The sequence below is a fragment of the Variovorax sp. J22P240 genome (genome assembly GCF_030316855.1).
Taxonomy (GTDB): Bacteria; Pseudomonadota; Gammaproteobacteria; order Burkholderiales; family Burkholderiaceae_C; genus Variovorax.
Window position 1 is genome coordinate 57,007 of sequence record NZ_JASZYR010000010.1, and the last position, 22,026, is coordinate 79,032.

Sequence of the window (22,026 nt, forward strand, 5' to 3'; positions counted from 1 at the left end):
GGGCGTTACTCAGCCTTCGAGCACCGGCACCACCGCATCGCCGCGTCGCGCGAGAAATGCGTCCTCGGCCACCAGCCCGCGTGAGGCACCGATGCGCGCCGCGTGGGTGCGGGTGCTGGCGCCCAGCTTGCTCATGATGGCGCTCATGTGCGACTTGACCGTGGCAAGCTCGATGTTGAGTGCGCGTGCGATGTGTTTGTTGGGCTGCCCCGATGCGACCAGCTTGAGCACCTCGACTTCGCGCGCCGTCAGTGCGGCCCGCGTCAGGCTGTCCGCCATGCGCTGGGCGACGGCCGCACTCAGGTAGCGAACGCCCTGGGCCACCGCGGTTACCGCGTCGATCAGTTCGCCGAGCGCGCCGCCGACGAGCAAGTAGCCGTGCACGCCCGCCTCGATGGCGCGGCGGATGTCGTTCTCGCGCTCGTTCGCCGTCAGCGCCAGCACCCGCGACTCGCCCCAGATGCCGCCCACGCGCCGAGTGGCCGGGTCCACCAGCCGCAGCGCGCCGTCATAGTCGGCCACCACCGCATCGATGCGGGGCCCATCGGGCCCCAGGTGGTCGACGCCATGCACAAAGACCTCGAACATGCCGTGCTGCCGCAGTGCCGCCACGAGTCCGGCAGACAGGATCGGATCCGGGTGATGGATCAGGATGTTCGAGCGCGAGTTCTGGTGGTTCATGCAAGCTCCGTGTCGGTTCAGGAAAACTCGAAATCGCTCAGGTCGATGGCGACCATGAGCAGGTCGCGCACCGGCTTCAGGTCCGGTCCGCGCACATAGGCACGGCGGCGGCTGGGCATCTTCAGGCCCTGCACGTCCACCACGCGGTCGACGTACTGCGCGGCCGGGAAGGCGCCGGCCACGTCCACCTGGTAGTCGTGGCGGCGCAGCAGCAGGTCCTTCTCGTCGAAGTAGAAGTCCTGTTCGCGCGAGTGGCTCGCGATATGCGCGGGGAAGGTCGCGCGCAGGCCTCGCCAGCGCTCACCGCTCTCTTCCACCGGGTCGATCTCGCGCACTTCGAAGCCAGGCATGGCCATGAAGAAGGGGGTGGTGAGATAGGTCCACATGGCGTAGCCGTTGAAATAGGCGCGGTGCAACGGGTTCCACGGCGTGGTCAACGTGTGGCGGGCGAAGGATTCGCGCGGGTCGGCCAGTTCCTTGACCACCTCGCCTTCCAGCGTCTCGATGGCCACGCGGTCGGGCCGGAAGCTGGTGCGCCAGTTGGCCTGCCCGAAGGGCGCGACCGAGGCGAATTCTTCGTGCGTCGAGATGCGCATCTGACGTGGGGCGGCGTCCTGGATCAGGCCCTTGAGCGGCCACAAGCCGCCGCCCGAGACGATTTGCGCACGCGCGGTGCTGAAGCGGTTCCAGCGATCGAGGCCGCCGTGGGCTTCCAGCACGTCCTGCAACAGCTTGTTCATGGCGCGTCCTTTCGAATTGGGTGACGGCTAGAAGGTAGTCGCGCTGGCTCGAATCAACCAGCCCGCGCGCTGCAAAACATCATTTCATCCAGCCCTCTAACTCGCCGCGCCCCGGCCTCCTAGAGTGCCTGCATTTCCTTCAGCAGCACCCACGAGGCAAGCCATGAGTCCCATCCACAAGCGCAGCGTCATCTATGCGAGCAAGATCGCGGCGGCCACGCTGGCCGCCATGCTGTCGGCGCTCTGGCTGAACCTGCCGCATCCCGGCTGGGCGGGCCTGACGGTGTTTCTCACCAGCCAACAACTGGGGGCCGTGTCCGGCTCCGTCGTCTCGCGTTCCGTGTACCGGGTAGTGGGCACCGCGCTGGCGGCGGCCGGCATTCTCCTGTTCATCCCCATCATCAATGCGGCGCCGGAAATGCTCCTGGCGGGCATTGCGACCTGGGTCGCGCTGCTGCTCTATGTCTCGCTGCTGGACCGCAGCCCAAGCAGCTATGTGTTCCTGCTGGCCGCCTATACCTTGCCGCTCATCGGGCTGTCGTCTGCCAACTCGCCGTTGTCGGCTTTCGATACGGCGCTGTGGCGCGTCGAGGAAGTGGCCCTGGGTGCTGCCGTGTCGGTCGCGGTGCACACCGTCTTCGCGCCGCGCGAAGTCAAGCCGCTGATGGTCGCGAGGCTGAGTGCCACGCTCGCCGACGCCAAGCACTGGATCCTGCAAGGCCTGGGTGCCACGCCCACGGACGAGCGCGCGCAACAGGCACGCGCACGCCTGGCCGCCGACCTGACCGAAGCGCGCACCCTGGCCGCCGTATTGCGTTTCGAGCCCGGTATCGGCGCGCAAGACATGGGCGTGGTGATTTCGCTGGAGGAACGCGCGCTCGCCTTGCTGCCGCTCTTGGCCGGCGTAGAAGAACGGCTCGCCGCCACCCGCTCCGCAGACCCCGCGTTGGCCGTGAAGATCGACCAGCACCTGGATGCCGTGCGGCGCCATCTCGAACAGCCGCGCGACAACGGCGACGCCGCCCGACTGGCCGACAGCGGGCGCACCCTCGTCGACATCGGGCGCACCCACCTGCCGGACAGCGAGCTGCTGGCCCTGGGCGCCATGGAACGCCTGGCCGAACTGCTGCGGACCTGGGACGAATGCTTGGCCCTCATGCACCAGCTGGAAAATCCCGCGAAGGCGCCCGACGCAACCATCCAGCGCCTGATGGCCGTCGCCTCGCCCCGCGTGCTGCACATCGACCACGGGCTGGCGGCCCTGTCCGGCCTGTCAGCCGCTGTGGCCGTGCTCTGTGCCGGCGCGCTGTGCTGGGCGCTGGGTTGGGACCAGGGCGCCATCACCGTGGGCCTGGCCGCGGTGGGCAGTTGCCTGTTCGCCTTCCTGGACGATCCGCGCCCCTTCCTGCGCCTGATGATGATGGCCACCGGGCTGGCCGTGCCGGTGGCTGCGCTGTACGTGTTCGCGATCCTTCCCGCGGTCGACGGCTACCTGGCGCTCGCCATGGTGCTGGCGCCCCTGCTGTTCACCAGCGCCTTCTTTCTTTCCATTCCCAAGTGGACGGTCCCGGCGCTGGGCTTCACGCTGGTGGTCGTCACGTTGATCTCGGTGCAGCCGGTCCAGGCAGGCGACTTCTCGAGCTTCATTGCGACAGCCATAGGGTCGCTGCTCGGCACCACCATTGCGCTGACGGTCACCTCGCTCGTCCGGGTGATCGCCGCAGCCACCGGAGTCCGCCGACTGATGCATGCGGTGTGGCACGACCTGGCCGACATCGCGGACGGCCAGCGCAGCGTGACGCGCGCGTCATGGGCCAGCCGCATGATGGATCGCATGGGCTTGTTGCTGCCGCGCATGGCCGCGGCCCAGGGGCCCATGCGCGCCCGGGCCGAACATGCGCTGGACGACCTGCGCCTGGGCGTGAACATGTTGGATCTGCGCGAGACGGCGCTGCAGGTGGCACCCCAGCCGCGCGCAGCCATCGACGCGGCCCTGCTGCAGCTTGCGGCGCACTTCCGCCAACGGCTGGCCCAACCCGACGCCGCGCCGGGCGCGGCCATAGCCCGGTCGATCAACCAGGTGATCGCCGATCTGAACGACATCGACCCAGGCCCTCATCGCTCGCAGGGGCTTGCCGCAGCCACGGGCCTAAGGCTGGCCTTGCTCGCGCCGGCCGCTGCCGCCGCTGGCGCCCACGGAGACAACTCATGATCACCGACCTCAACCTCTTCGGCCTGTTCATCAGCGCGGGCCTGGCGACCGCGCTGCTCGCGGCATCCGCCCTGGCCGTCGTGGCTCGCGTGATGGCCGCCACGGGTGCGTACCGGTGGGTGTGGCACCCGCCGCTTTTCAACCTCGCGCTCTTCGGCGTGCTCTGGCTGGCATTGGCCATGGTCGCCGCGCACTTCCAGAACGACCTGGCCTTTCTGTTGGGATGAACATCATGGCAATACCTGCAAAGAAGATTCTGAGAATGGGCGTCACAGCCGCGGTTGTCGCGGCCGGCGCCTGGGCGAGCCACGCGCTGTGGCAGCACTACCGTGAAGCACCCTGGACGCGCGATGGTCGGGTGCGGGCCGAGGTGGTGCAAGTCGCGCCTGACGTGTCGGGCATCGTCGAGCGCATCGCCGTGCGTGACAACCAGGAAGTGCACAAGGGCGACCTGCTTTTCTCGGTCGATCCGGTTCGCCCCAAGATCGCCTTGGCCCAGGCCGAGGCAATGGTCCGGGGCCTGAAGTCTCAGATTGCGCAGGCACAGCGCGAGAACCGCCGCAACCGCGACCTGGGCGAGCTGGTGCCGGCCGAAGCCAGCGAGCAGAGCGCGCAAAAGCTCGAACAGCTCAACGCATCCCTCGCGCAGGCCGCGGCCGCCGTCGACAACGCGCGGGTCAACGTCGCGCGCACGCAGGTCGTGGCGCCTGTGGACGGCTGGGTCACCAACCTCGACTTGCGCCCCGGCACGTATGCCACCACCGGGCGCCCTGCGCTGGCCTTGATCGACAAGGATTCGATCCACGTCGTGGGGTACTTCGAAGAGACCAAGATTGCCCGCGTCCACGCGGGTGACCCGGTGCGCGTACGGCTCATCGGCGAGCCCAAGGCGCTGACCGGCCATGTCGAGGGCATTGCGGCCGGCATAGAAGACCGCGAACGCAGCCCGAGCTCGAACCTGCTGGCCAACGTGAACCCCACCTTCAACTGGGTACGGCTGGCGCAGCGCATTCCCGTCCGCGTGCGGCTGGACACGCTGCCCGACGATCGGCGCCTGATCATGGGCCGCACCGCGACGGTTGACGTGGTGGACGCTGGCCGGGGCCACGCGAGCGTGCGCGAAGGAGTGCAGCCATGAAAGCCCACCTCTGGCTTGTGATGGCCGCTGCCGCACTGCTGGCCGCGTGTGCCAGCCTGGTGCCGCCGGTGGCGCCCCTGCCTGCCGACGCCGCCGTCAACAAGCCGGCCGCGCAGGCCGGCTTCATCGATGCGGATCACGCGAACGTCGCGCAAGACCCCGTGCCCAACGATTGGTGGCGGCTGTACGACAGCCCCACCCTCGACAGCCTGGTGCAGCAAGCCCTGGCGGCGAACACGGACCTGCGCGTGGCCGCGGCGAACCTGCGCAAGGCCAACGCGGCGCTCGACCTGGCAGGCGCCGCCCAGGAGCCCACCACCACCCTCAGCAGCAATGTGGGCTTCGGGCGGCGCTCCGCACAGGAAGAGCTGCATCCCGGCAACCCGCTGCCCAGCAAGTGGGTCTATGGCGCGGGCTTCGGCGTGTCCTACCAACTCGACCTGTTCGGGCAGATCCAGCGCAGCGTCGAGGCGGCGCAGGCCGACGTGGGGGCCGCCACGGGCGCACGCGACTCGGTGCGGGTGACCGTGGTGGCCGAAACCACGCGCGCCTACCTGGAGATGTGCTCCGCCGGCCGCGAGATCCGCATCGCGCAAGGCCAGGTGGACCTGCAGGCCCAGAGCACGCAGCTGACCCGCCGGCTCGCCGCCAACGGGCGCGCCGCTTCGGTGGACGTGGAACGCTCCAAAACGCAGGAGGAGCAGGTGCGCGCCAGCATTCCCACGCTGCAGGCACAACGGCGGGTGGCCTGGGTGCGCCTGGCCACGCTCACCGGCAGGGCGCCGCAGGAACTGCCCAGGCAGTTGGAAGACTGCGCGCAGGAGCCGCTGCTGCGCCAGCCCCTTCCCGTGGGCGACGGCGCCAGCCTGCTCAAGCGCCGGCCGGACATCCGGCGCGCCGAGTTCGAGGTCCTGTCGGCCGCCGACCGCATCGGCGTGGCCAAGGCCGACCTGTACCCCAAGGTGGCGCTGGGCGCTTCGGTGTCATCCGTCGGCACGGTGGCGCATGCCTTCCGCGACGACAGCCTCAAGTTCTCGCTGGGCCCGCTCATCACCTGGGAGTTCCCGGATCGGGCACGGGCGCATTCCCGCATCCGCTCGGCCGAGGCCGACCGCGAGGCCGCGCTGGCGCGTTTCGACGGCATCGTGCTGGCTGCATTGAAGGAAACGGAAAGCGCACTGGAGGTCTATGCACGCGACCAGGAGCGGCGCGCGATCTTGCAGGGTGCCCGGGCGCAGGCCCAAGCGGCTGCCAAGGACACCCAGCGCCTCTTCGATGCGGGCCGCGTGGGCTACCTGCCGGTGCTCGATGCGCTTCGCACCCTGAGCCAGGTGGAGCAGAGCCTGGCGGCCGCGGAGAGCCGCGTGGCCGCCGACCAGGTCAACCTGTTCCTCGCCCTGGGCGGCGGATGGGCCAGCGCGCAGCCTGCATAGCCGGGCGCGCCGCGATTGTTGCGATCCCAGCAATGAGGTACTGACGGATAGAAGGTTTTTCTTTACGGGTCGCCGCCACAAACTTCATCGCACAGGGTAGTCATTCATTCATTGCTCTGTCTTGCACCCGTTACTCGACTCAACCACTCACTCACACCATTGAAGGAAACCGAAATGCAAAGCTCGAAATTCATCGCCGCCGCCGCCCTCTCGCTTCTCGCCGCGGTGGGTGCCCATGCCGAATCGTATGAAGGCGTGACGCCCCCGGTGTCGGCCAACTCGCGCGCCGCCGTGCGTGCAGAGGCCGTGATTGCCGCGTACAGCGACAACCCCTATGCCGAAGGTGCCTCGTCGCACGTCACGGCCTTGCCCTCCTCATCGGCTGACCGCAGCGAGGTGCGTCGCACGGCAGTGGCGGCGGCCCATGGCCCGGACCACTACTCCGACAGCTACGGCCAAGGCGTGGTCGCGGTCTCGCGCGGCTTCGTCGATCGCGCCTCGGCGCGTGCCGACGCGCGCACCGCCGCCCGTTCGCCTCAGGATCCGTTCTGACACGCGCGCGCCGGGTCCGACCCTCACATCTGCAGGAGAACTCACATGCAAACGATCGACAAGTCCCGTCCTGTTGCCTTGGTCACGGGTGCGTCCAGCGGCATCGGTGCCATCTACGCCGACAGGCTGGCCCGTCGCGGCTTCGACCTGATCCTGGTGGCGCGCAGCGAAGCCAAGCTCAAGACGCTGGCTGCTCGCCTGCAGGCCGAAACCGGCCGCAGCATTGAAGTGCTGGCGGCCGACCTGACGGCCAAGGAAGGCGTGCTGCGCGTGGAGAAGCAGTTGGCGTCCGACGAGCGCATCGAACTGCTGGTGAACAACGCCGGCATCGGCGCCACCCGCCCCCTGGTCGACTCCGACGCCGACAGCCTGGAAGACATGATCCAGCTGAACGTGACCTCCCTCACGCGCTTGACCCGGGCGGTCGCTCCCGGCCTGGCACGCCGCGGCAAGGGCGCCATCATCAACATCGCCTCCGTCGTGGCGCTGGCACCGGAGCTGCTCAACGGCGTCTACGGTGGCACCAAGGCCTTCGTCCTGGCCTTCACCCAGTCGCTCCAGCATGAACTGGCGCCGCAAGGCATCCAGGTGCAGGCCGTGTTGCCGGGCGCCACCCGCACCGATTTCTGGGAAGTCTCTGGCAAGCCGGTGGACGAGCTGCCCGGCGAGATCGTGATGAGCGCCGAGGACATGGTCGACGCCGCCCTGGTCGGCTTCGACCGGAAGGAACTGGTGACCATTCCAGCCCTGCCGGACGCTGGCGACTGGGACCGCCTCGAAGCGGCGCGCCAGGCCCTGGGCCCCAACCTCTCGCGGGCCAGCGCGGCGCAGCGCTATCAGGCCGCATGAGCACTCCCACCCCGAAGGAGAAATGCCATGAAAACCATGATCTACAGCGCCATGCTCGCCGCCCTGGCGATCAACGTCGGCGTGAAGGCGCACGCCGCCGAGCCCCGTCCCCAACTGCCAACGGTCGTGGTGGTCCATGGCGCCTTCGACGACGGCTCGTCGTGGAACAAGGTCACGGCCCTGCTGCAGGCCAAGGGCCTGAAGGTGGTGTCGGTGCAGAACCCGCTCACCTCCCTGGTCGACGACGTGGCAGCCACCTGGCGCGCCCTGGACGATGTGCCGGGACCGGTGGTGCTGGTGGGCCACTCCTGGGGCGGCGCCGTCATCTCAGAGGTGGGCGGCGATGCCCGCGTGAAGTCACTGGTCTATGTGGCGGCCTTTGCGCCCTCGGAAGGCCAATCGGTGGCTGACCTAGGCAAGGGCTATCCCCAGCCGCCCGGCGCGGACTTCATCACCAAGGACAACGCCGGCTACCTGCGCCTGAACGCCGAGGGCATGCGCAAGCACTTTGCCCAGGATCTGCCCCCCGGCACCGTTCGTTCCATGACGCTGTCCCAGGGTCCGATCAGCGCCGGCAGCTTCGACGAGAAGGTCGTCACCGCCGCCTGGCGGACCAGGCCCTCGTGGTACGTGCTGACGGAGCACGACCACATGATCGACCCGGGCCTGCAGAAGGCCATGGCGGAGAAGATCTCGGCCCACATCGTCAGCGTGCCGACGTCGCATGTTCCCCAGCTGGCCAGGCCGGCACAGGTCGCCAACGCGATCGCCGCGGCTGCCGCGGGTGCTGCCGAGTAAGAGCAACCGGGATCCACATGGACGACATCCAGTTTCCCCGCGGCGCCGAGCATGAGCTGACGCGCCAGCGCCTGGCCGCGGGCTCGCTCATCGAGGAAATGCGTGCCGACCCGCCGTCTGGCGTGCGCTTTCGCACCGACGCGGAGATGGAGGAATCGCTGCAGGCCATCCTGCGCGACCACGATCCTTTGCAGGACCTGCATGTGTTCGGCTACGGCTCGCTCATGTGGAACCCTGCAATGGACGCGGCCCACGCCAGGCTGGTGCACGTGCAGGGTTGGCATCGCAGCTTCTGCCTGCGCAGCTTCCTGGGGCGCGGCTCGCCGCAGGCCCCGGGCGCCATGCTCGGGCTAGACAACGGCGGCGCATGCCGCGGCCTTTTGTTCCGCATCGAAGCCTCCAAGGTGCTGGCGGAACTGAAGCTGCTGTGGCGCCGCGAGATGTTCCCCGGCGCCTACGACGCCCGGTGGATCCAGGTACGCGGCGCCCCTGGCGCGCACCGCGCCCTCACCTTCGTGGTGAACCGGCGCCACGAGCGCTATATCGGCAGGCATCCGGTGGCTGAAGTCGCCCGGCTGATCCGCACGGGCCACGGCTCTTTGGGCACTTCGCTGGCTTACTTCGATGCCACCATGGATGCGCTCTCGCGCTTCGGCATCCGCGATGCCGGCATGGAACGCCTGCGCGTCGAGCTGGCACGCACCGGGGCGCTCAACTCAGGCGCAGGCTTTCATGCCGGTCGAACAGCGCAATGGTCCAGTCGATGAACACGCGGACCTTGGCGCTCAGGTAGCGGTTAGGCGCGTACAGCACGTTCACCGCAATGTCCGGCGTCTTCCACTCCTCCAGCAGCGAGACGAGCGTACCGGCCTTCAGGGCATCGCCCACGGCATAGCTGGGCGCTTGGATGAAGCCCAGGCCTGCCACGCCGGCCGCGACATAGGAGTTGGTGTCGTTCACCACCAGCCTGTGCTCCAGCGTGATGTCGACTGATGTGCCATCGCCGTTCGAAAAGCGGAAGTCCATCGCACGCCCCGTGCGCGCCGAGACCATGCCGACCGTCGGGCAGGAGCGCAGTTCCTCGGGGGTTGCCGGTGTCCTGCAGGCCTTGAGAAAGGCAGGAGAGGTGCAGGTGGTGAAGCGGAACAGGCCGATCCGCCGGGTCACCATCTGTTGCTCGACCACCTCGCCGGCCCGGATGGCGCAGTCCACGCCTTCGGCCACCACATCCGTGCGCCGGTTGCTCACGCCCAGCTCCACCTCTACATCCGGGTACTGGCGATAGAAATCGGCCAGGGCCGGCACGATGACCATCGAGCCGATGGCCGCCGGCGCCTCGACGCGCACCTTGCCCACGGGCTTGCCCTGGGACATGCGCGTGGACGATTCGATGTCCGCCAGGTCGGCCAGCAGGCGCACCACCCGCTCGTAGTAGCTGGCACCTTCGGGCGTGACGGTGACCGAGCGCGTGGTGCGGTGCAGCAGCCGCACCTTCAGGTCTTCCTCCAGCCCCTGGATCAGCCGGGTGACAGTGGCGTTAGGCACGTCCAGCGTATCGGCTGCCTTGGTGAAGGTCCCAGCCTCCACCACGCGGACGAAGGCATTCATCGCGGTGATGCGGTCCATGCTGGCGGCTCCTCCGGTGTGATGCGGAGGGCCATGATAGAGCCGGCGCGCGGGTCAGGCTTGAGCCGAAGTGCGCCGAGTGGCCATCAACTTGGCGGTCGTGACCTGCACCACCTCGCCGCGTTGATTGAACGTCTTGGAACGCAGCACCGCAACGCCGCGGTCCGGGCGGGAGCGGGAGGGAATCAATTCCACGATCTCGCTCTCGACATGCAGCACGTCTCCGGGACGGGCGGGTGTCTTCCATTCGACCTCTCCGCCCGCACCGATGATGCCGTTGGCCAGGCGCGGGCCGCCGGTCACCATCAGGCGCATGGTGATGGCGGCCGTGTGCCAGCCGCTGGCGGCCAGCCCGCCAAAGATCGTTGCGCGTGCCGCCTCGTCGTCGAGGTGAAAAGGCTGCGGGTCGAACTCGCTGGCAAAACGCTTGATGTCCTCGGCCTTCAGCTCATGGGGGCCGCTACGGAACTGGTCACCGATGTGGAGGTCGTCGAAGAAGAGAGGTTGCTGGCTCATACGCCCATCCTTGTTGAAGCTGAAAAGCTGCCGGGGGACGGTACAACTTTAGGAAGCTTCGGGCGAAGCGCAAAGGCGGCCAGGCGCAAAAGCGCATTGCAGTTTCGTCAACAACGCGTTCCGCCATCCCGTCCAATTTTTGCAATCGCCGCAATGCCGCCTTGTCGTGGATGGCCTTTTTCCAAGGCCGCCCCAGGACTAGATTGAAGCCATCGCAGCGCCATTGGAGTCGCCCCCATGAACCCCACCAGCCACATCGATTCCCGCGGAGCCTTCGAGCTCCGCTTCCAGTCCCTGTTCCAGCTCGGGCGGGGATTTGCCTTCCCCTGCGACGCGCATGGCCTGGTGGATATGTCCACCCTGTCGGAGCGCGGGCGCAACAACTACCTGTTTGCACGGGCCATGGTGGGGCGCGAGTTCGCGCAGCCCAGCGTGAGCGCCACCTGAAGAATCGAAACCAGGAGACCGTCATGTCCCACACGCCCAATCTCGCCTTGCACGTGACGCCGCAGTCCCGGCCTCTGCCTGCCGATCTGGCGGCCACGGCGCCCTGGCACGACCAGCACCTGCTCATCGATGCCACGCCCGTCCACCTGCGGCTGATCGAGCCGGGCGACCTGGAACGCGAGATCGAATTCGTCGCCGGCCTGTCGCCGCGTACCGGCTACCAGCGCCTGATGTCCGCCAGAAAGCCGACCCTGGCAGAACTGCAGCGTTGGACCGAGGTGGACCGGAAATACGAAGGCGCCGTGGTCGCTACAGCCATCATTGACGGCCGCGAGCAGCAGATCGCCGTGGCGCGCTATGTCATCGACGGCCCGGACGGGCAGGCCGACTTCGCCATGGTCATCACGGACGCGTGGCAGGGCAAGGGATTGGGCGCACCATTGCTCTTGGCGCTGGTGGACCTCGCCAGGCGCTCTGGCATCAGGCGATTGGTGGGCACAACCCTCTCCGAAAACCGCAAGATGCTGAACCTGGCGCGCCGCCTGGGCTTTCGCCCCCGCCGGCAGGCAGGCTCGGCGATCATCACCGAGCTCACGATGGATCTGAATGCCGCGCCCGAGCTCGTCCATTGAGCGCGCTCAGGCCAGGCGCGCCACTCGTTCTTCCTCGAGGTACGGCGAGATGTTCGCCATGGCGCGCGCCACGTACGCTTCCTTCTCTCCCACCGGGGCCACGTAGTCGATGGCGTAGCGTGCCGCCTCCACGCCCGCCAGGCGCGCGATGAACCACGCCGCCATGTAGTGCGCCGAGAGGCAACCGCCGGCGGTGGCGATGTTCTCCTTGGCGAAGAAGGGCTGGTTCAGCACCGGCACCCCGGCTTCTTCCACCCAGGGCTTGGTCGTGACATCGGTGCAGGCCGGTACATCGGCCAGCCAGCCCAGCTTGGCGAGGATCAGCGCGCCCGAGCATTGCGCGCCCAGCAGTTGCCGCGTGGGGTCGAACTGCAGTTGCGACATCAGCGAGCGGTCGGCCACCACGTCCCGGGTCTTGATGCCGCTGCCCACCAGCACCGCGTCGGCCTCGCACGCATCCTTTAGCGAGGCATGGGTGTCGATGACCAGCCCGTTCATCGAACGCAGCCTGGGCGTGGGGCTGGCAATCGATACCCGCCAGTCGGGCCGCTTGATCCGGTTCAGGATGTTGAACGCGATCAGGGAATCGAGTTCATTGAAGCCGTCGAAGGTCAGGATGGAGATGTGCATGGCGTCCTCGCGGGGGTGAAAGCGTTGTGTGCTGCCATGGTAGGGTCGACAATCAATACACTCAAATAATTGTCATGGATACATAGCCCATGCCCCAGGCGCGCTACAAGGAACTGGTCGACCGGCTCGCGGGCGACATTCGCGCGGGCCGCTTGCGGCCGGGAACTGCGCTGCCGACCCATCGCAAGCTCGCGGCGCGCGAAGGCATTGCGCTGGTCACCGCCACCCGCGTCTATGCGGAACTGCAGGCCATGGGCCTGGTCAGCGGAGAAACCGGGCGCGGCACCTTCGTCAAGGAGGCCTTGCCTCGGGGCGAAGGCATCGACCTGCACGCCGTGAGCGCGGACATGGTGGACCTGAGCTTCAACTACCCCGCCCTGCCCGACCAGGCAGGCCTGCTCAGGGCGGCTTTGCGGCAACTGGCGGCCACGGGCGACCTCGAGTCGCTGCTGCGCTACCAGCCCCACGGCGGGCGCGAGCATGAGCGCGCGACGGTGGCACGGCACCTGGCCAGCTGCCGCATCCCGGCCTCGCCCGACACGGTGCTGCTGGTGAGCGGCGCGACCCATGGGCTGGCGACCACCGCCATGGCCCTGTTCGAGCCTGGCGACGTGATTGCCGCCGACGCACTGACCTATCCGGGCTTCAAGCTGGTGGCAGAAACCCAGCGGCTGGAACTCGTGCCCATTCCCTCGGCCGGAAATGGCCCGGACCTGCAGGCGCTGGCAGGCCTGTGCAAGCGGCGGCGCGTGCGCGGCGTCTACACCATGCCCACGCTGCACAACCCGCTCGGCTGGGTCATGGGCGCGGCACGACGGCGGGAACTGGTCGCCATCGCGCGGCAGCACGGCTTGATCCTGATCGAGGATGCGGCCTATGCCTTCCTCGCCACGGAAGCGCCGCCGCCCCTGGCCGCCCTGGCGCCCGAGTGCACGGTCTACGTCAGCGGCTTGTCCAAGAGCGTGGCCACCGGCCTTCGCGTGGGCTTTGTCTGCGCCCCGCAGGAATGGGTTCACAAGATCCGGGGCGCCATCCGCGCGACGACCTGGAACACGCCAGCGGCCATGACGGCCATCGCCTGCGGCTGGCTGGAGGATGGCACCGTGGCCCGCCTCGAAGACGAGAAGCGGCGCGACGCGGCAGCGCGCCAGGGCGTCGCCGACCAGGCGCTGGGCCGCCTGAAGAAGGTCGGCCATCCCAATTCCTACTTCGTCTGGCTGCCACTGGCCCATGAGGTGCGGGCCGATGCCGTCGCGAAGGCGCTGCTGCGCGAGGGCATCTCGGTGTCGACGGCGGCCCCCTTCTCCACAGTCGCCCAGGTGCCCCACGCCATCCGCCTGGCGCTTGGCTCCGTCGACCTGGACAAGCTCAGGCAGTCCCTGCAGACGGTGGCACGCGTGATTGGCGACCACACCTTCTGACAAGGGACTGCCCGGCGCGGCCCGGCGACGCGTGCGGCTAGTGCTGCGCGCGCAGCGGCCGGAACGCAGCGCGCAGTTCTTGCGCGAACAGCTGCGGCTCTTCCCAGGCAGCGAAGTGGCCGCCCTTCTCCACCTCGTGGAAGTAGCTGAGATTCGGGTAGGCGCGCTGTGCCCAGCTCCTGGGCGCCTGATAGATCTCGCCGGGGAACACGGTCACGCCCACCGGCACCTTGATCTCCCGCGTTCTCTGCTCCACCACATTGAAATTGTTGTTGTTGTTCTCCCAGTAGAGCTGCGCCGACGAGGTCGCGCTGTTGGTGAGCCAGTACAGCGTGATGTCGTCCAGCATGTCGTCGCGGCTGAGCGAACGCTCGGGCACGCCGCCGCTGAAGGTCCAGTCGGCGAACTTGTCATAGAACCACGCGGCCTGGCCCACCGGCGAATCCGCCAGGCTGTAGCCCAGGGTCTGCGGGCGCGTGACCATCACGCCGGCGTAGCCGCCGCCTCGGGTGTACAGGCGGTTTATCGAGTCGTAGGCCGCCTTTTCCTTTGCGGACAATCCAGCCGGCGCCGGCCCGCCCGTCTTGAGTGCGGCGGCCACGTCTGCAGGCACCGTGGCGGGCATGTTGACGTGAATGCCCAGCAGGCCCTTGGGCGCCTGCCTGCCCTGCGCCTGCGCCACCACCGACCCCCAGTCGCCGCCCTGCGCCACGTACTGCGTGTAGCCCAGGCGTTGCATCAGCACGTCCCACGCGCGGGCCATGCGCTCGGGTCCCCAGCCGGTGTCGGTGGGCTGCTCGGAAAAGCCATAGCCCGGCATGGACGGAATGACCACGTCGAAGGCGTCTTCCGCGCGGCCGCCGAACGCGGTGGGATCGGTCAGAGGACCGATCACCTTGAGCAGCTCAAACACCGAGCCCGGCCAGCCGTGCGTGATGATCAGTGGCATGGCATTGGGATGCCTGGAGCGCACGTGGATGAAGTGGATGTCCAGCCCGTCGATGCGCGTGACGAACTGCGGCTGCGCGTTCAGCCGCGCCTCGGCCATTCGCCAGTCATAGGTGGTGCTCCAGTAGCCCACCAGTTCCTGCAGCTTGTCCAGCTGCACGCCCTGCGAGCGGTCCGAGACCGTCTCCTTGTGCGGCCATCGGATCCTCTCCAGGCGCTGTCGCAGCGCGGCCAGTTCGGCTTCTGGAACCTGCACCTTGAAGGGGCGCACGCTGAGGTCGGGAGCGGCGTCCGTCGGCGCCGCCAGCAGCGGCAGGGTTGCGGCAAGGCTTGCGAATGCCAGCGTGGTGCTGGCCAGGGTGCGCCGTGGCAGGGTTCGCCAGGCAATGTTGAACAACATGGAACTCTCCTTCGGTTGGAACATGAACCGACCAACGCCCACCGCCAGTCGATGGACGAAGTCTGGGCAGCCGAAGGCCTGGCGTCGTCCGACTGGAGCCGCACGGATCTCTCGAACCGAAGTCGCACAAGGTGTTCGCGACTATTCCAGAAGCGGGAAAGGCGGTTTGCGCAAATGCGGCTTTTTCTATCGCGGTCCCCCACCTAAAGTGGATCCACGGGCCTGCAAGACGCAGCCCGCCACCCACTAGACGGAGAACAACCATGCATCCACTACGCAAGCTGCGCGAAGCCGGCAGCTCGACACCAGCCCAGGTAAGCGCACTGCTTGCCGACAACGTCGTCTTCAACAGCCCCATCCTGGCCCGCTCGATCTCGGGGCGTGAAGCCGTGTCGGCCATCTTTGCCCAGTCCAGCTCCACGCGCGGCAGCGGCACCTACACCTCCGAGCTCAAGATCGATGAGCGAACCACCTTCCTGCGCTGGGAAGGGAGCATCGAGGGCCGCAAGCTCGAGAGCCTGGAAGTCATCGTGGACAACGAGCAAGGGCTGATCGTGGAACGAACCATTGCCATGCGGCCGTATCCCGCAGTGAAGCTGTTCCGCGATGCCATGTACGCATCGCTCAAGGACAAGCTGCCGCCCGATGTCTGGGACTACCCGGCGCAGTAGCGCGGGATCGTCATCTTTCGAGGTGCTCAGCATGACCAGCGATCTCTACGGTCCGACCCGGCTGCTGCCGGGCCAGAAACTGCGCCTGTCCATCGACAAGGGCTTTTCACTGGTGGCCGAGCAAGGCACGGTGAGCGTGGTGTCGCCGCCCACCTGGTTCGGCGACACGGTCTTCACCAATCGCTCTGTGCTCTTCGAAGGCGAGGCCTATGTGGCCGAGGACGACGGATGGATCGAGGTGTGCGCCATCTCGCCGGCGCGCGTGCACGCGCTGCCGCGCACTCGCACGCCTTTTTCCTGAGCACGGGGAGCCGCGCGCGCTTGGCGCCCATCAAGCCAGGGCGTCCGCAATGGCTTGGTAAAGCGGCAGCGAGATGTGATCGTTTGCCAGGTTGGAAGCGGTTGGCATCGATGCAAATCGCGCAATCACGACTTCGGCCTTGGGGTCGATGTAGAGCGCCTGTCCGTAGATGCCGCGCGCCGTGATGGCACCGCTGGCGTTGTTCGTCATCCACCACTGGTTGCGATAGGACCACTCCTTCAGGGAAGCGAACGCACCCGCGGCAAAGACCGCCTTCTCTTGTGCGCTGGCAGGCTGGAACAGGGCATCGCACACCTGCGGGTCGAACACCCTTTGTCCCATCAGGCTGCCGCGACAGCGCAGCAGCTCTCCCATCCGGGCCATGTCCCGCAGGGCGCAACTGAAGCCCACGCCGGCGACTGCAGCGCCCACGCTGTCCACGTTGAAATAGGCATCGTGCTCCGCACCCATGGGCGCCCAGACACGCTCGCTCAAGAGCTGCGACAGCGGCTTGCCACTGGCGCGCACCACAATCCAGGCCAGCACGTCCGACAGCGGCGTGATGTACACGAAGGCTTTGCCATGCTCGCCGTTGCGCTGCATGGCATTGGGAAGGTAGTCGGCCAGGTGCGTCGGCCCGGTGTAGTCGGCCGAACGTTTGCGCAGGCCGGACGGCACCCCGTAGGACCGGATCTCGGCCGCAGGGTCCGCATAGTTCTCGGACCACCTGGCGGCGATCGTCATGTCGAGGATGTTGCGCACGGTCGCGTCGCCGAAGGTCTCGCAGTCCAGCTCCGGTACGTAGCGGGTGACCCTGGCCCTGTCGTCGATCAGGCCTTGCACGATGAGATCGACCGCCAGCATGCCGACCATCGATTTGGTGACGGAGAAGCACAGGTGGGGCTGGTCCGGGCCGCCCTCGCCCCGATATTCCTCGAACACGATCGAACCGTTGTGCAGCACGACGAGTCCGTCTAGATACGTTGCTTCGAGGGCCTCGGGGAAACGCATGTCCGCGCCGGTCAACGTCCTGATGCGGACGCCGGAAAGATCGCGTTCGTTTCGAGGCAGCGGCGCCGCCGCGCCCGTACCGCGGGAGACGCGCTGGGTGGGCGCGAGTTCCCGCCAGTGGCTGGCGCTCCAGCGCAGTTGGGGAAATTCGAGCGCGTTGGAAAGCACGACGCGCTTGTCCTCGGGAGGCGGCGAGCCGCGCATCAGCCCGTTCGCGCGCGGATCGGTTTCAGATGCCGTGCCGACGGTTTCCGCGTTGGCGACCGGCAAGGGGGTGGATTCTTGCGCCATGGCTATCGAACGAACACCGGCGCACGCTTCTCCTTGAACGCGGCCCGGGCCTCGATGTGATCGGCGCTGCGCAGCGCGACACGCTGGAACTCCAGTTCGGCCTGCATCTGCTCTGCAAGCCCGTTGCGCAGGCCGCGCGCAATCAATTGCTTGATCATGGCCGGCCCCCGGCTCGGACCATCCTTCAACTTGCGCGCCGTCTCCAGCACGGCGTGCTCGAGTTGATCGGGCGGGACGGTCTTCCAGATCATTCCCCAGGCGGCCGCATCGGCGGCGGGCAGCTTTTCTCCAAGCAGCATCAGTCCGGTGGCACGGGCCCGCCCCAAGGCCTGCGGCAGCAGCCAGCTGGAGCCCAGGTCCGGCACCAGGCCGATATTGACGAAGGGCTGAAGGAAGAAGGCCGACTCCGAGGCGATGACGATGTCGCAGCTCAGCGCCAGGCTCATGCCCGAGCCCGCGCAAGGCCCGTTCACCGCGGCGATCGTCGGGATTTCCATCCCGGCAAGCATCCGGAACGGTGGCACGAAGTAGTCGCGCAGGAACTCGTCCGGGTCATTTTCATCCAGCCCGTCGCGCGGCGCCGCAAGGTCGGCGCCGCTGCTGAAGGCGCGGCCCTCGCCCGTCAGCACCAGGCAACGTGCCGGCGACGCGATCACGGCTTTCAATGCGGAACGCAGCTCGACCAGCGACTGCTGGGTGAAGGCATTCAGGCTCTCGGGACGCGCGAGCGTGATCGTCGCGATGCCGTCGTCGATGCGAAGGCGCAAGGTCTCGTAGGGGGTGGTGGTCATGGCGCGGCCTCAACTCAGATCGCGCACCGGCTTCCATTCGTCCCACTCGGTCGATACCGGTGGTGGGGGATCTGCGGGCGTGCTCTTCTGCGCGCATTCACTGGCGGGAGGGGTGGAACTCATGATTCGCTTCCTTGCTTGTGGGACGTCGTTTCTGACGAAGCAAGTGTGCGATTCGACGGCGTTCGGACTAAGGTCCCGCAGTGAAAAACACCATTTCAGAAATGCGAAGGGCCGCGCGGCGCGCGACCCCGAGGGAAGCAGGCACGACGCGGCCCCAGCGTTTCTGCATCGCTTTGGGCAGACATGCTTGGCGTAACCCCCATATGAGTCGCGGCGCGGCTGTTAAGCATTCCCCGCAGGGTCAGCGGAATCTTTCTCGCGTCGTCTCCTTCCCCGTCCTATCCGCCGGACTCATGTTCATTTCGCAGCGTTGCGCGCCCGGTTGGGCTTCGATGAAGACAGCGGCCGCCCCCACGCATTCCTGCACTTCGCCCACAGCACACGAGGCCTCATCGTCCCGCCTCACGCAGCGGCCTGTGACGCTTCTGCCCGAACATGCGAGTTCCTGATCAGCCTTCAGACCAGCGCCACGAGATTGAGTCTAGTGACTGGCTGCTGTCGAGCGGATGGCGCGACGCCGACGAAGGGGAAATCCTGGCCCGCGATACGACGGCACCGCAACCACGGTAAGGCTGCATTGGGCACGGAGCCGACGGACGAGGTGCACGTCTCATGACTGCTTAGCGACCGGTTCCCGACGAGGAGTGTTCTACCCCTGAACTTCCGTTCCTGGCTAGAGAACTTCGTATGTGTCTCGCAATGTCACCTTGACAGGTGTGGGCCACGCGATGTCGTGCTTTCAGTTTGCCAGCAAACAGCGATGCGGCAACAACTAGTCCGGCCGGCCGGCGGGTCGGCATCCGCTTAAGTTCCTCGAAGTACGCGGAGGGCTCGTGCCCATTGCCCTGCACGTTCGTGCCATTGACACCGGAGATAAGGCGGGGAAGATGGCGTCGAGTGGCAAGACCGACGCCGCTTGGCATCTCCAAGCCATCGCGGAGCATGGAATAAACGCATCATGGACCTGCAAGTAGTGAGATGGGGCAACGGCCTGGCCCTACGGATTCCGTCCGAAGTCGCGCAGCGGCTCGGCCTCTGCGAAGGCGCTACAGTCGACGCGCAGGTCACAGTGGACGGCAGCCTATCGATCCGCCCGGCGCAGCGGGATCGCAGGGCATTCGCCCTCGAGTTGGCCGCGGCGCGCAACGCCATTCCGATGGGCGCACCCGTGATGGAAGAAGTGCGCCGCGATGCCCGATACTGACATGGCCTAGGTCGACACCAGCATGCCCATACTCTAGATTCTGAATGAGCCCCAAGCGGCGGACGCGCGGCCGCCGCCGCTTGGAACTCTCGCGAGCAAGGCGAACTCATCGCAGCCGCCTGGTGCATTCCGGAGATCGCCAGCGCTGTTGGCACCAAGCAGCTCACCGGCGCGATCGACGCGCAGCGAGCTCAAGGGGAGGAGAACTTCGAACCGGAGTTGCGACTGATCGCGTGAACTTGCCATACCTGGCTTGAGATAGGCCGATAGGCCGCCCCCTGCCGTCTTGTGACAGCCTTACCTCACGCGCTGTTCTCATCAAGGTCCATAAACGGGGCAAATGGTGCCCATTCCGCCCGGGTCGCCACCCCTTCGGCGCGGCGCGACCTGGGCCGCGAGCCACTGGACGACCCCGCATCCAGGTCGCCGGACTGCCGCATGTGAATTGCGACCTTGCGCGCGTCAAAATCGACCAGGATCCGGAACGCCGCGCCAAGCTTGTTACGAGGCACGCCAGGCGCGGGTCCGTTGTGCCTTCAATTCGAGCGCCAGCATGCGACAGGAGCTTTTTGATTCGTCTGTCCTGGCGGTCGGCAGCCGAATCAGGAAGCCGCCGAGCAACTTGAGATCCCGAGACCGTTCGGCGTCCAACTGAGCAACCTTCACGTGTCTATCCAGGCCAGGATGGGTGGCCGCCGCAGGTTCGTCCGGGATCTCAGCGAACCGATGCATGCCTTCAACATCAAGCGTGAAAGTGATCTGATCCAAGACAACATCCTGCGCGTGAGCGCATGCGGCGGCGAGCATGAAAGCAGAGCGCTTCAAGAACGTTGGCGGGCGTGATCGATCAAGTCGCATTGCGCGGCCGATGCCTGACGCTTGAATGCGCCTTGGCCATCTTCAACCGTGAATCGCACCCGCGCGGAGGGACTTGGCGGCCGCGAGCACCGCATCAGGATCTCTCTCGATGGCTTGCCGCGGGCGCCTGCCGCCCAATGCCGAACTGGTGGATTCGAACCAGGACGCGATCCTGAAAGGCGAAAAGCCTGTCAGCATGGCGAGGATCTCTTTGACTGCCGGCAACGGCCGCCAGGTCGCATCGAGAACGTAGGCCGGGTACAGCTTCTCGCCTCGATGGTCGATGCCGAAGATGCGACCACTCGCCTGCCAACGATTGACTATGGATCGCGCGTTGACGACCTTCGGATTGACGAGCCGCCCGATCTCGGCCGCCGTCAGCCACTGGGTACCCGCCATGACGGCTTCGATCGCGCGCTGTTCGAGTTCGACTCGGCGTGCCAACGGGCGTTGCGGTTCGATCAGATCGACCATCTCCTGCAGCGACTTGCGCTCCAACTCAGAGGCCACCTTAAATATCCGCATCATCAAGCGCTCCTGAACCGGAACACTCCGGGCCGCTTCCTCGCGGACCAGCTCGCGCATGATGATGCGGCAAGCCTCGCGCAGAGACTCGACTTGAGCGACCACGGCCTCCATGTCGCTCGTTCCCTGTGTGCGCAGCCCCGCGGCGAGGTCCTTTCGACGGGGGCGCACGTCGCCGCGCGTCGGCGTCGTCGAGACTTTATCGGACACTGGTGATTTCTTGCGCATGACTGATGCAGGATCAAGTTTGTTTCGCCGCACTCAGCGGGGTGCGGCTTCACAGCATCTTCAAAGTTCTTCAGGACAACGGAACCGTCTGGCAGGCGCGTGCGCTGCGCACACGGTCAGGTAATAGCCGTCGTAGGGCTCGGTCTGCGCGGCTGCGCCGCAGACCATGCAGGTCGTGTACGTCCGCGCTTCCGCGTGATCGACGATGGCGTCGATGCGATCCGCCGCCGAATCGCCTTCCTTGGTTCGCGTCTTGATCAGAGCGTGGCCCCCTTGGCCATCGACGAAGTCGACCACCAGGCGCCTGGAGGTTCCAAGGTGATAGTAGAACCGCGCGGAGCCGTACTTCTCCTTCACCTGCACCCAATGGAAACCGCGCTTGTTCTCGCCCAGCACATCGTCGATCTGCTCGCAGGCCTCCCTGAAGATCGGAAGCCAACCCTCGTGGAACTCCAGGCTGATCGACTCGCCCTGGAACATGTAGGCAAAACGGGCCTGCAGCTGTTCGACGGGTGTCATGGAATGTCCTTGCGTTGAGGAAGTCGCGCTGGCTGTCCGGCCTGCGAGGCCCGGACCGTCGTTCCTGATTCAACTGGATTCATGGTGGTTCCCTGAAGACAGGGACCTCTGCATCGCGCCACGCCTGCATCAGCGCGAGTACTTTGAGACGCGTGGTTTCCGAAAGCACCGTCGGCACAGGCGAGGCGCTGCGCAGCTGCTGTCCCTCCTCCGTCTCCGCGAGCGCCTGCGCCCAGTCCCTTGCGGCCAGGATGGACCGCCACTTCTCCCAAAGGACGCGCGTGCGCGGATCACCTCGCTCGATCCAGCGCTCGAGCGTTGCCTGCGCGGTGCCAACCAGCGCGGGGTCTTCGACCATCAGCCCCACCGCCGTACGGTGCAGTGCGAGACTCAGGTAGTCGTGGAACGTGTAGCCAGCCACCATCAAGCTTTCCGCGCGTTTCGAAAGGGTCAGTCCATTCGCCGCATCGGAACTACCTGC

The 22,026-nt window shown here is 66.8% G+C and carries 26 protein-coding genes; 14 read left to right on the forward strand and 12 right to left on the reverse strand.

Going from position 1 to position 22,026, the window contains the following annotated elements; translation table 11 throughout:
* Positions 1-9 precede the first annotated feature (9 nt).
* Both QTI24_RS21660 and QTI24_RS21665 read right to left on the reverse strand, forming a co-directional pair.
* A complete protein-coding gene (locus tag QTI24_RS21660) occupies positions 10-681 on the reverse strand; it encodes a response regulator transcription factor (RefSeq protein WP_286603302.1) in 672 nt (223 codons plus the stop codon).
* A gap of 17 nt (positions 682-698) precedes the next feature.
* Entirely contained in the window at positions 699-1,421 is a 723-nt protein-coding gene (locus tag QTI24_RS21665; protein WP_286603304.1) for a hypothetical protein, read from the reverse strand.
* Positions 1,422-1,584: 163 nt separating this feature from the next.
* Here QTI24_RS21665 and QTI24_RS21670 point away from each other — a divergent pair, with 163 nt between their 5' ends.
* The 8 genes from QTI24_RS21670 (at position 1,585) to QTI24_RS21705 (ending at position 9,170) form a co-directional block, all read left to right on the forward strand.
* A complete protein-coding gene (locus QTI24_RS21670; RefSeq protein WP_286603306.1) occupies positions 1,585-3,633 on the forward strand; it encodes an FUSC family protein in 2,049 nt (682 codons plus the stop codon).
* Positions 3,630-3,860 carry a DUF1656 domain-containing protein gene (locus QTI24_RS21675; protein WP_286573299.1) on the forward strand — a complete coding sequence of 77 codons (231 nt, stop codon included), beginning with the start codon at positions 3,630-3,632 and terminating at the stop codon, positions 3,858-3,860. The genes QTI24_RS21670 and QTI24_RS21675 overlap by 4 nt, the downstream gene beginning before the upstream one ends.
* A 35-nt stretch (positions 3,861-3,895) precedes the next feature.
* Complete coding sequence (locus tag QTI24_RS21680) at positions 3,896-4,771, forward strand: efflux RND transporter periplasmic adaptor subunit (protein WP_286603308.1); 876 nt, start codon at positions 3,896-3,898, stop codon at positions 4,769-4,771.
* Entirely contained in the window at positions 4,768-6,204 is a 1,437-nt protein-coding gene (locus QTI24_RS21685) for an efflux transporter outer membrane subunit (protein ID WP_286603311.1), read from the forward strand. Before QTI24_RS21680 ends, QTI24_RS21685 begins: the two co-directional genes overlap by 4 nt.
* A 174-nt stretch (positions 6,205-6,378) precedes the next feature.
* Positions 6,379-6,756: a helicase SNF2 gene (locus QTI24_RS21690; RefSeq protein ID WP_286573296.1), complete on the forward strand. Its 378-nt coding sequence runs from the start codon at positions 6,379-6,381 to the stop codon at positions 6,754-6,756.
* 45 nt (positions 6,757-6,801) lie between these two features.
* Complete coding sequence (locus QTI24_RS21695; RefSeq protein ID WP_286573295.1) at positions 6,802-7,605, forward strand: SDR family NAD(P)-dependent oxidoreductase; 804 nt, start codon at positions 6,802-6,804, stop codon at positions 7,603-7,605.
* Positions 7,606-7,632: 27 nt separating this feature from the next.
* Complete coding sequence (locus QTI24_RS21700; RefSeq protein WP_286603312.1) at positions 7,633-8,403, forward strand: alpha/beta fold hydrolase; 771 nt, start codon at positions 7,633-7,635, stop codon at positions 8,401-8,403.
* A gap of 17 nt (positions 8,404-8,420) precedes the next feature.
* Positions 8,421-9,170 (forward strand): gamma-glutamylcyclotransferase, encoded by a 750-nt coding sequence (locus QTI24_RS21705; RefSeq protein ID WP_286603313.1) that lies wholly within the window; start codon positions 8,421-8,423, stop codon positions 9,168-9,170.
* Here the strand turns inward: QTI24_RS21705 and QTI24_RS21710 are convergent.
* Both QTI24_RS21710 and QTI24_RS21715 read right to left on the reverse strand, forming a co-directional pair.
* Positions 9,115-10,029, reverse strand: coding sequence for a LysR family transcriptional regulator (locus QTI24_RS21710; RefSeq protein ID WP_286603314.1), 915 nt, complete (start codon positions 10,027-10,029; stop codon positions 9,115-9,117). The genes QTI24_RS21705 and QTI24_RS21710 overlap by 56 nt on opposite strands.
* 54 nt (positions 10,030-10,083) lie before the next feature.
* Positions 10,084-10,545 carry a MaoC family dehydratase gene (locus QTI24_RS21715; protein ID WP_286603315.1) on the reverse strand — a complete coding sequence of 154 codons (462 nt, stop codon included), beginning with the start codon at positions 10,543-10,545 and terminating at the stop codon, positions 10,084-10,086.
* 237 nt (positions 10,546-10,782) lie between these two features.
* On the opposite strand from QTI24_RS21715, the gene QTI24_RS21720 reads away from it, so the two are divergent.
* Positions 10,783-10,992 (forward strand): hypothetical protein, encoded by a 210-nt coding sequence (locus QTI24_RS21720; RefSeq protein WP_286603317.1) that lies wholly within the window; start codon positions 10,783-10,785, stop codon positions 10,990-10,992.
* 23 nt (positions 10,993-11,015) lie between these two features.
* Positions 11,016-11,624 carry a GNAT family N-acetyltransferase gene (locus QTI24_RS21725; protein ID WP_286603318.1) on the forward strand — a complete coding sequence of 203 codons (609 nt, stop codon included), beginning with the start codon at positions 11,016-11,018 and terminating at the stop codon, positions 11,622-11,624.
* Between the two features lie 6 nt (positions 11,625-11,630).
* On the opposite strand, the gene QTI24_RS21730 is transcribed toward QTI24_RS21725, so the two are convergent.
* Positions 11,631-12,254 carry a DJ-1/PfpI family protein gene (locus QTI24_RS21730; protein WP_286603320.1) on the reverse strand — a complete coding sequence of 208 codons (624 nt, stop codon included), beginning with the start codon at positions 12,252-12,254 and terminating at the stop codon, positions 11,631-11,633.
* A gap of 89 nt (positions 12,255-12,343) precedes the next feature.
* Between QTI24_RS21730 and QTI24_RS21735 the strand changes: the two genes are divergently transcribed.
* Positions 12,344-13,675 carry an aminotransferase-like domain-containing protein gene (locus tag QTI24_RS21735; RefSeq protein ID WP_286603322.1) on the forward strand — a complete coding sequence of 444 codons (1,332 nt, stop codon included), beginning with the start codon at positions 12,344-12,346 and terminating at the stop codon, positions 13,673-13,675.
* A 37-nt stretch (positions 13,676-13,712) separates the two neighbouring features.
* Here QTI24_RS21735 and QTI24_RS21740 read toward each other — a convergent pair whose 3' ends face one another.
* On the reverse strand, positions 13,713-15,023 hold the full coding sequence (locus QTI24_RS21740) for an epoxide hydrolase family protein (RefSeq protein WP_286603323.1): 1,311 nt from the start codon (positions 15,021-15,023) through the stop codon (positions 13,713-13,715).
* Positions 15,024-15,286: 263 nt separating this feature from the next.
* Here QTI24_RS21740 and QTI24_RS21745 point away from each other — a divergent pair, with 263 nt between their 5' ends.
* Positions 15,287-15,694 (forward strand): nuclear transport factor 2 family protein, encoded by a 408-nt coding sequence (locus QTI24_RS21745; protein WP_286603325.1) that lies wholly within the window; start codon positions 15,287-15,289, stop codon positions 15,692-15,694.
* Between the two features lie 31 nt (positions 15,695-15,725).
* Positions 15,726-15,995: a hypothetical protein gene (locus QTI24_RS21750; RefSeq protein ID WP_286573278.1), complete on the forward strand. Its 270-nt coding sequence runs from the start codon at positions 15,726-15,728 to the stop codon at positions 15,993-15,995.
* 30 nt (positions 15,996-16,025) lie between these two features.
* Here QTI24_RS21750 and QTI24_RS21755 read toward each other — a convergent pair whose 3' ends face one another.
* Positions 16,026-17,297: a serine hydrolase domain-containing protein gene (locus QTI24_RS21755; RefSeq protein ID WP_286603326.1), complete on the reverse strand. Its 1,272-nt coding sequence runs from the start codon at positions 17,295-17,297 to the stop codon at positions 16,026-16,028.
* A gap of 2 nt (positions 17,298-17,299) precedes the next feature.
* Positions 17,300-18,088, reverse strand: coding sequence for an enoyl-CoA hydratase-related protein (locus QTI24_RS21760; RefSeq protein ID WP_286573273.1), 789 nt, complete (start codon positions 18,086-18,088; stop codon positions 17,300-17,302).
* 1,081 nt (positions 18,089-19,169) lie between these two features.
* Between QTI24_RS21760 and QTI24_RS21765 the strand changes: the two genes are divergently transcribed.
* Positions 19,170-19,415 carry an AbrB/MazE/SpoVT family DNA-binding domain-containing protein gene (locus tag QTI24_RS21765; RefSeq protein ID WP_286603327.1) on the forward strand — a complete coding sequence of 82 codons (246 nt, stop codon included), beginning with the start codon at positions 19,170-19,172 and terminating at the stop codon, positions 19,413-19,415.
* A gap of 501 nt (positions 19,416-19,916) precedes the next feature.
* On the opposite strand, the gene QTI24_RS21770 is transcribed toward QTI24_RS21765, so the two are convergent.
* The 4 genes from QTI24_RS21770 to QTI24_RS21785 form a co-directional block, all read right to left on the reverse strand.
* Positions 19,917-20,273 (reverse strand): type II toxin -antitoxin system TacA 1-like antitoxin, encoded by a 357-nt coding sequence (locus tag QTI24_RS21770; protein ID WP_286603329.1) that lies wholly within the window; start codon positions 20,271-20,273, stop codon positions 19,917-19,919.
* A 42-nt stretch (positions 20,274-20,315) separates the two neighbouring features.
* Positions 20,316-21,008, reverse strand: coding sequence for a hypothetical protein (locus QTI24_RS21775; RefSeq protein WP_286603331.1), 693 nt, complete (start codon positions 21,006-21,008; stop codon positions 20,316-20,318).
* A gap of 78 nt (positions 21,009-21,086) precedes the next feature.
* Positions 21,087-21,545 (reverse strand): hypothetical protein, encoded by a 459-nt coding sequence (locus tag QTI24_RS21780; RefSeq protein WP_286603334.1) that lies wholly within the window; start codon positions 21,543-21,545, stop codon positions 21,087-21,089.
* Positions 21,546-21,624: 79 nt separating this feature from the next.
* A complete protein-coding gene (locus tag QTI24_RS21785) occupies positions 21,625-21,969 on the reverse strand; it encodes a hypothetical protein (RefSeq protein ID WP_286603335.1) in 345 nt (114 codons plus the stop codon).
* Positions 21,970-22,026: the final 57 nt, after the last annotated feature.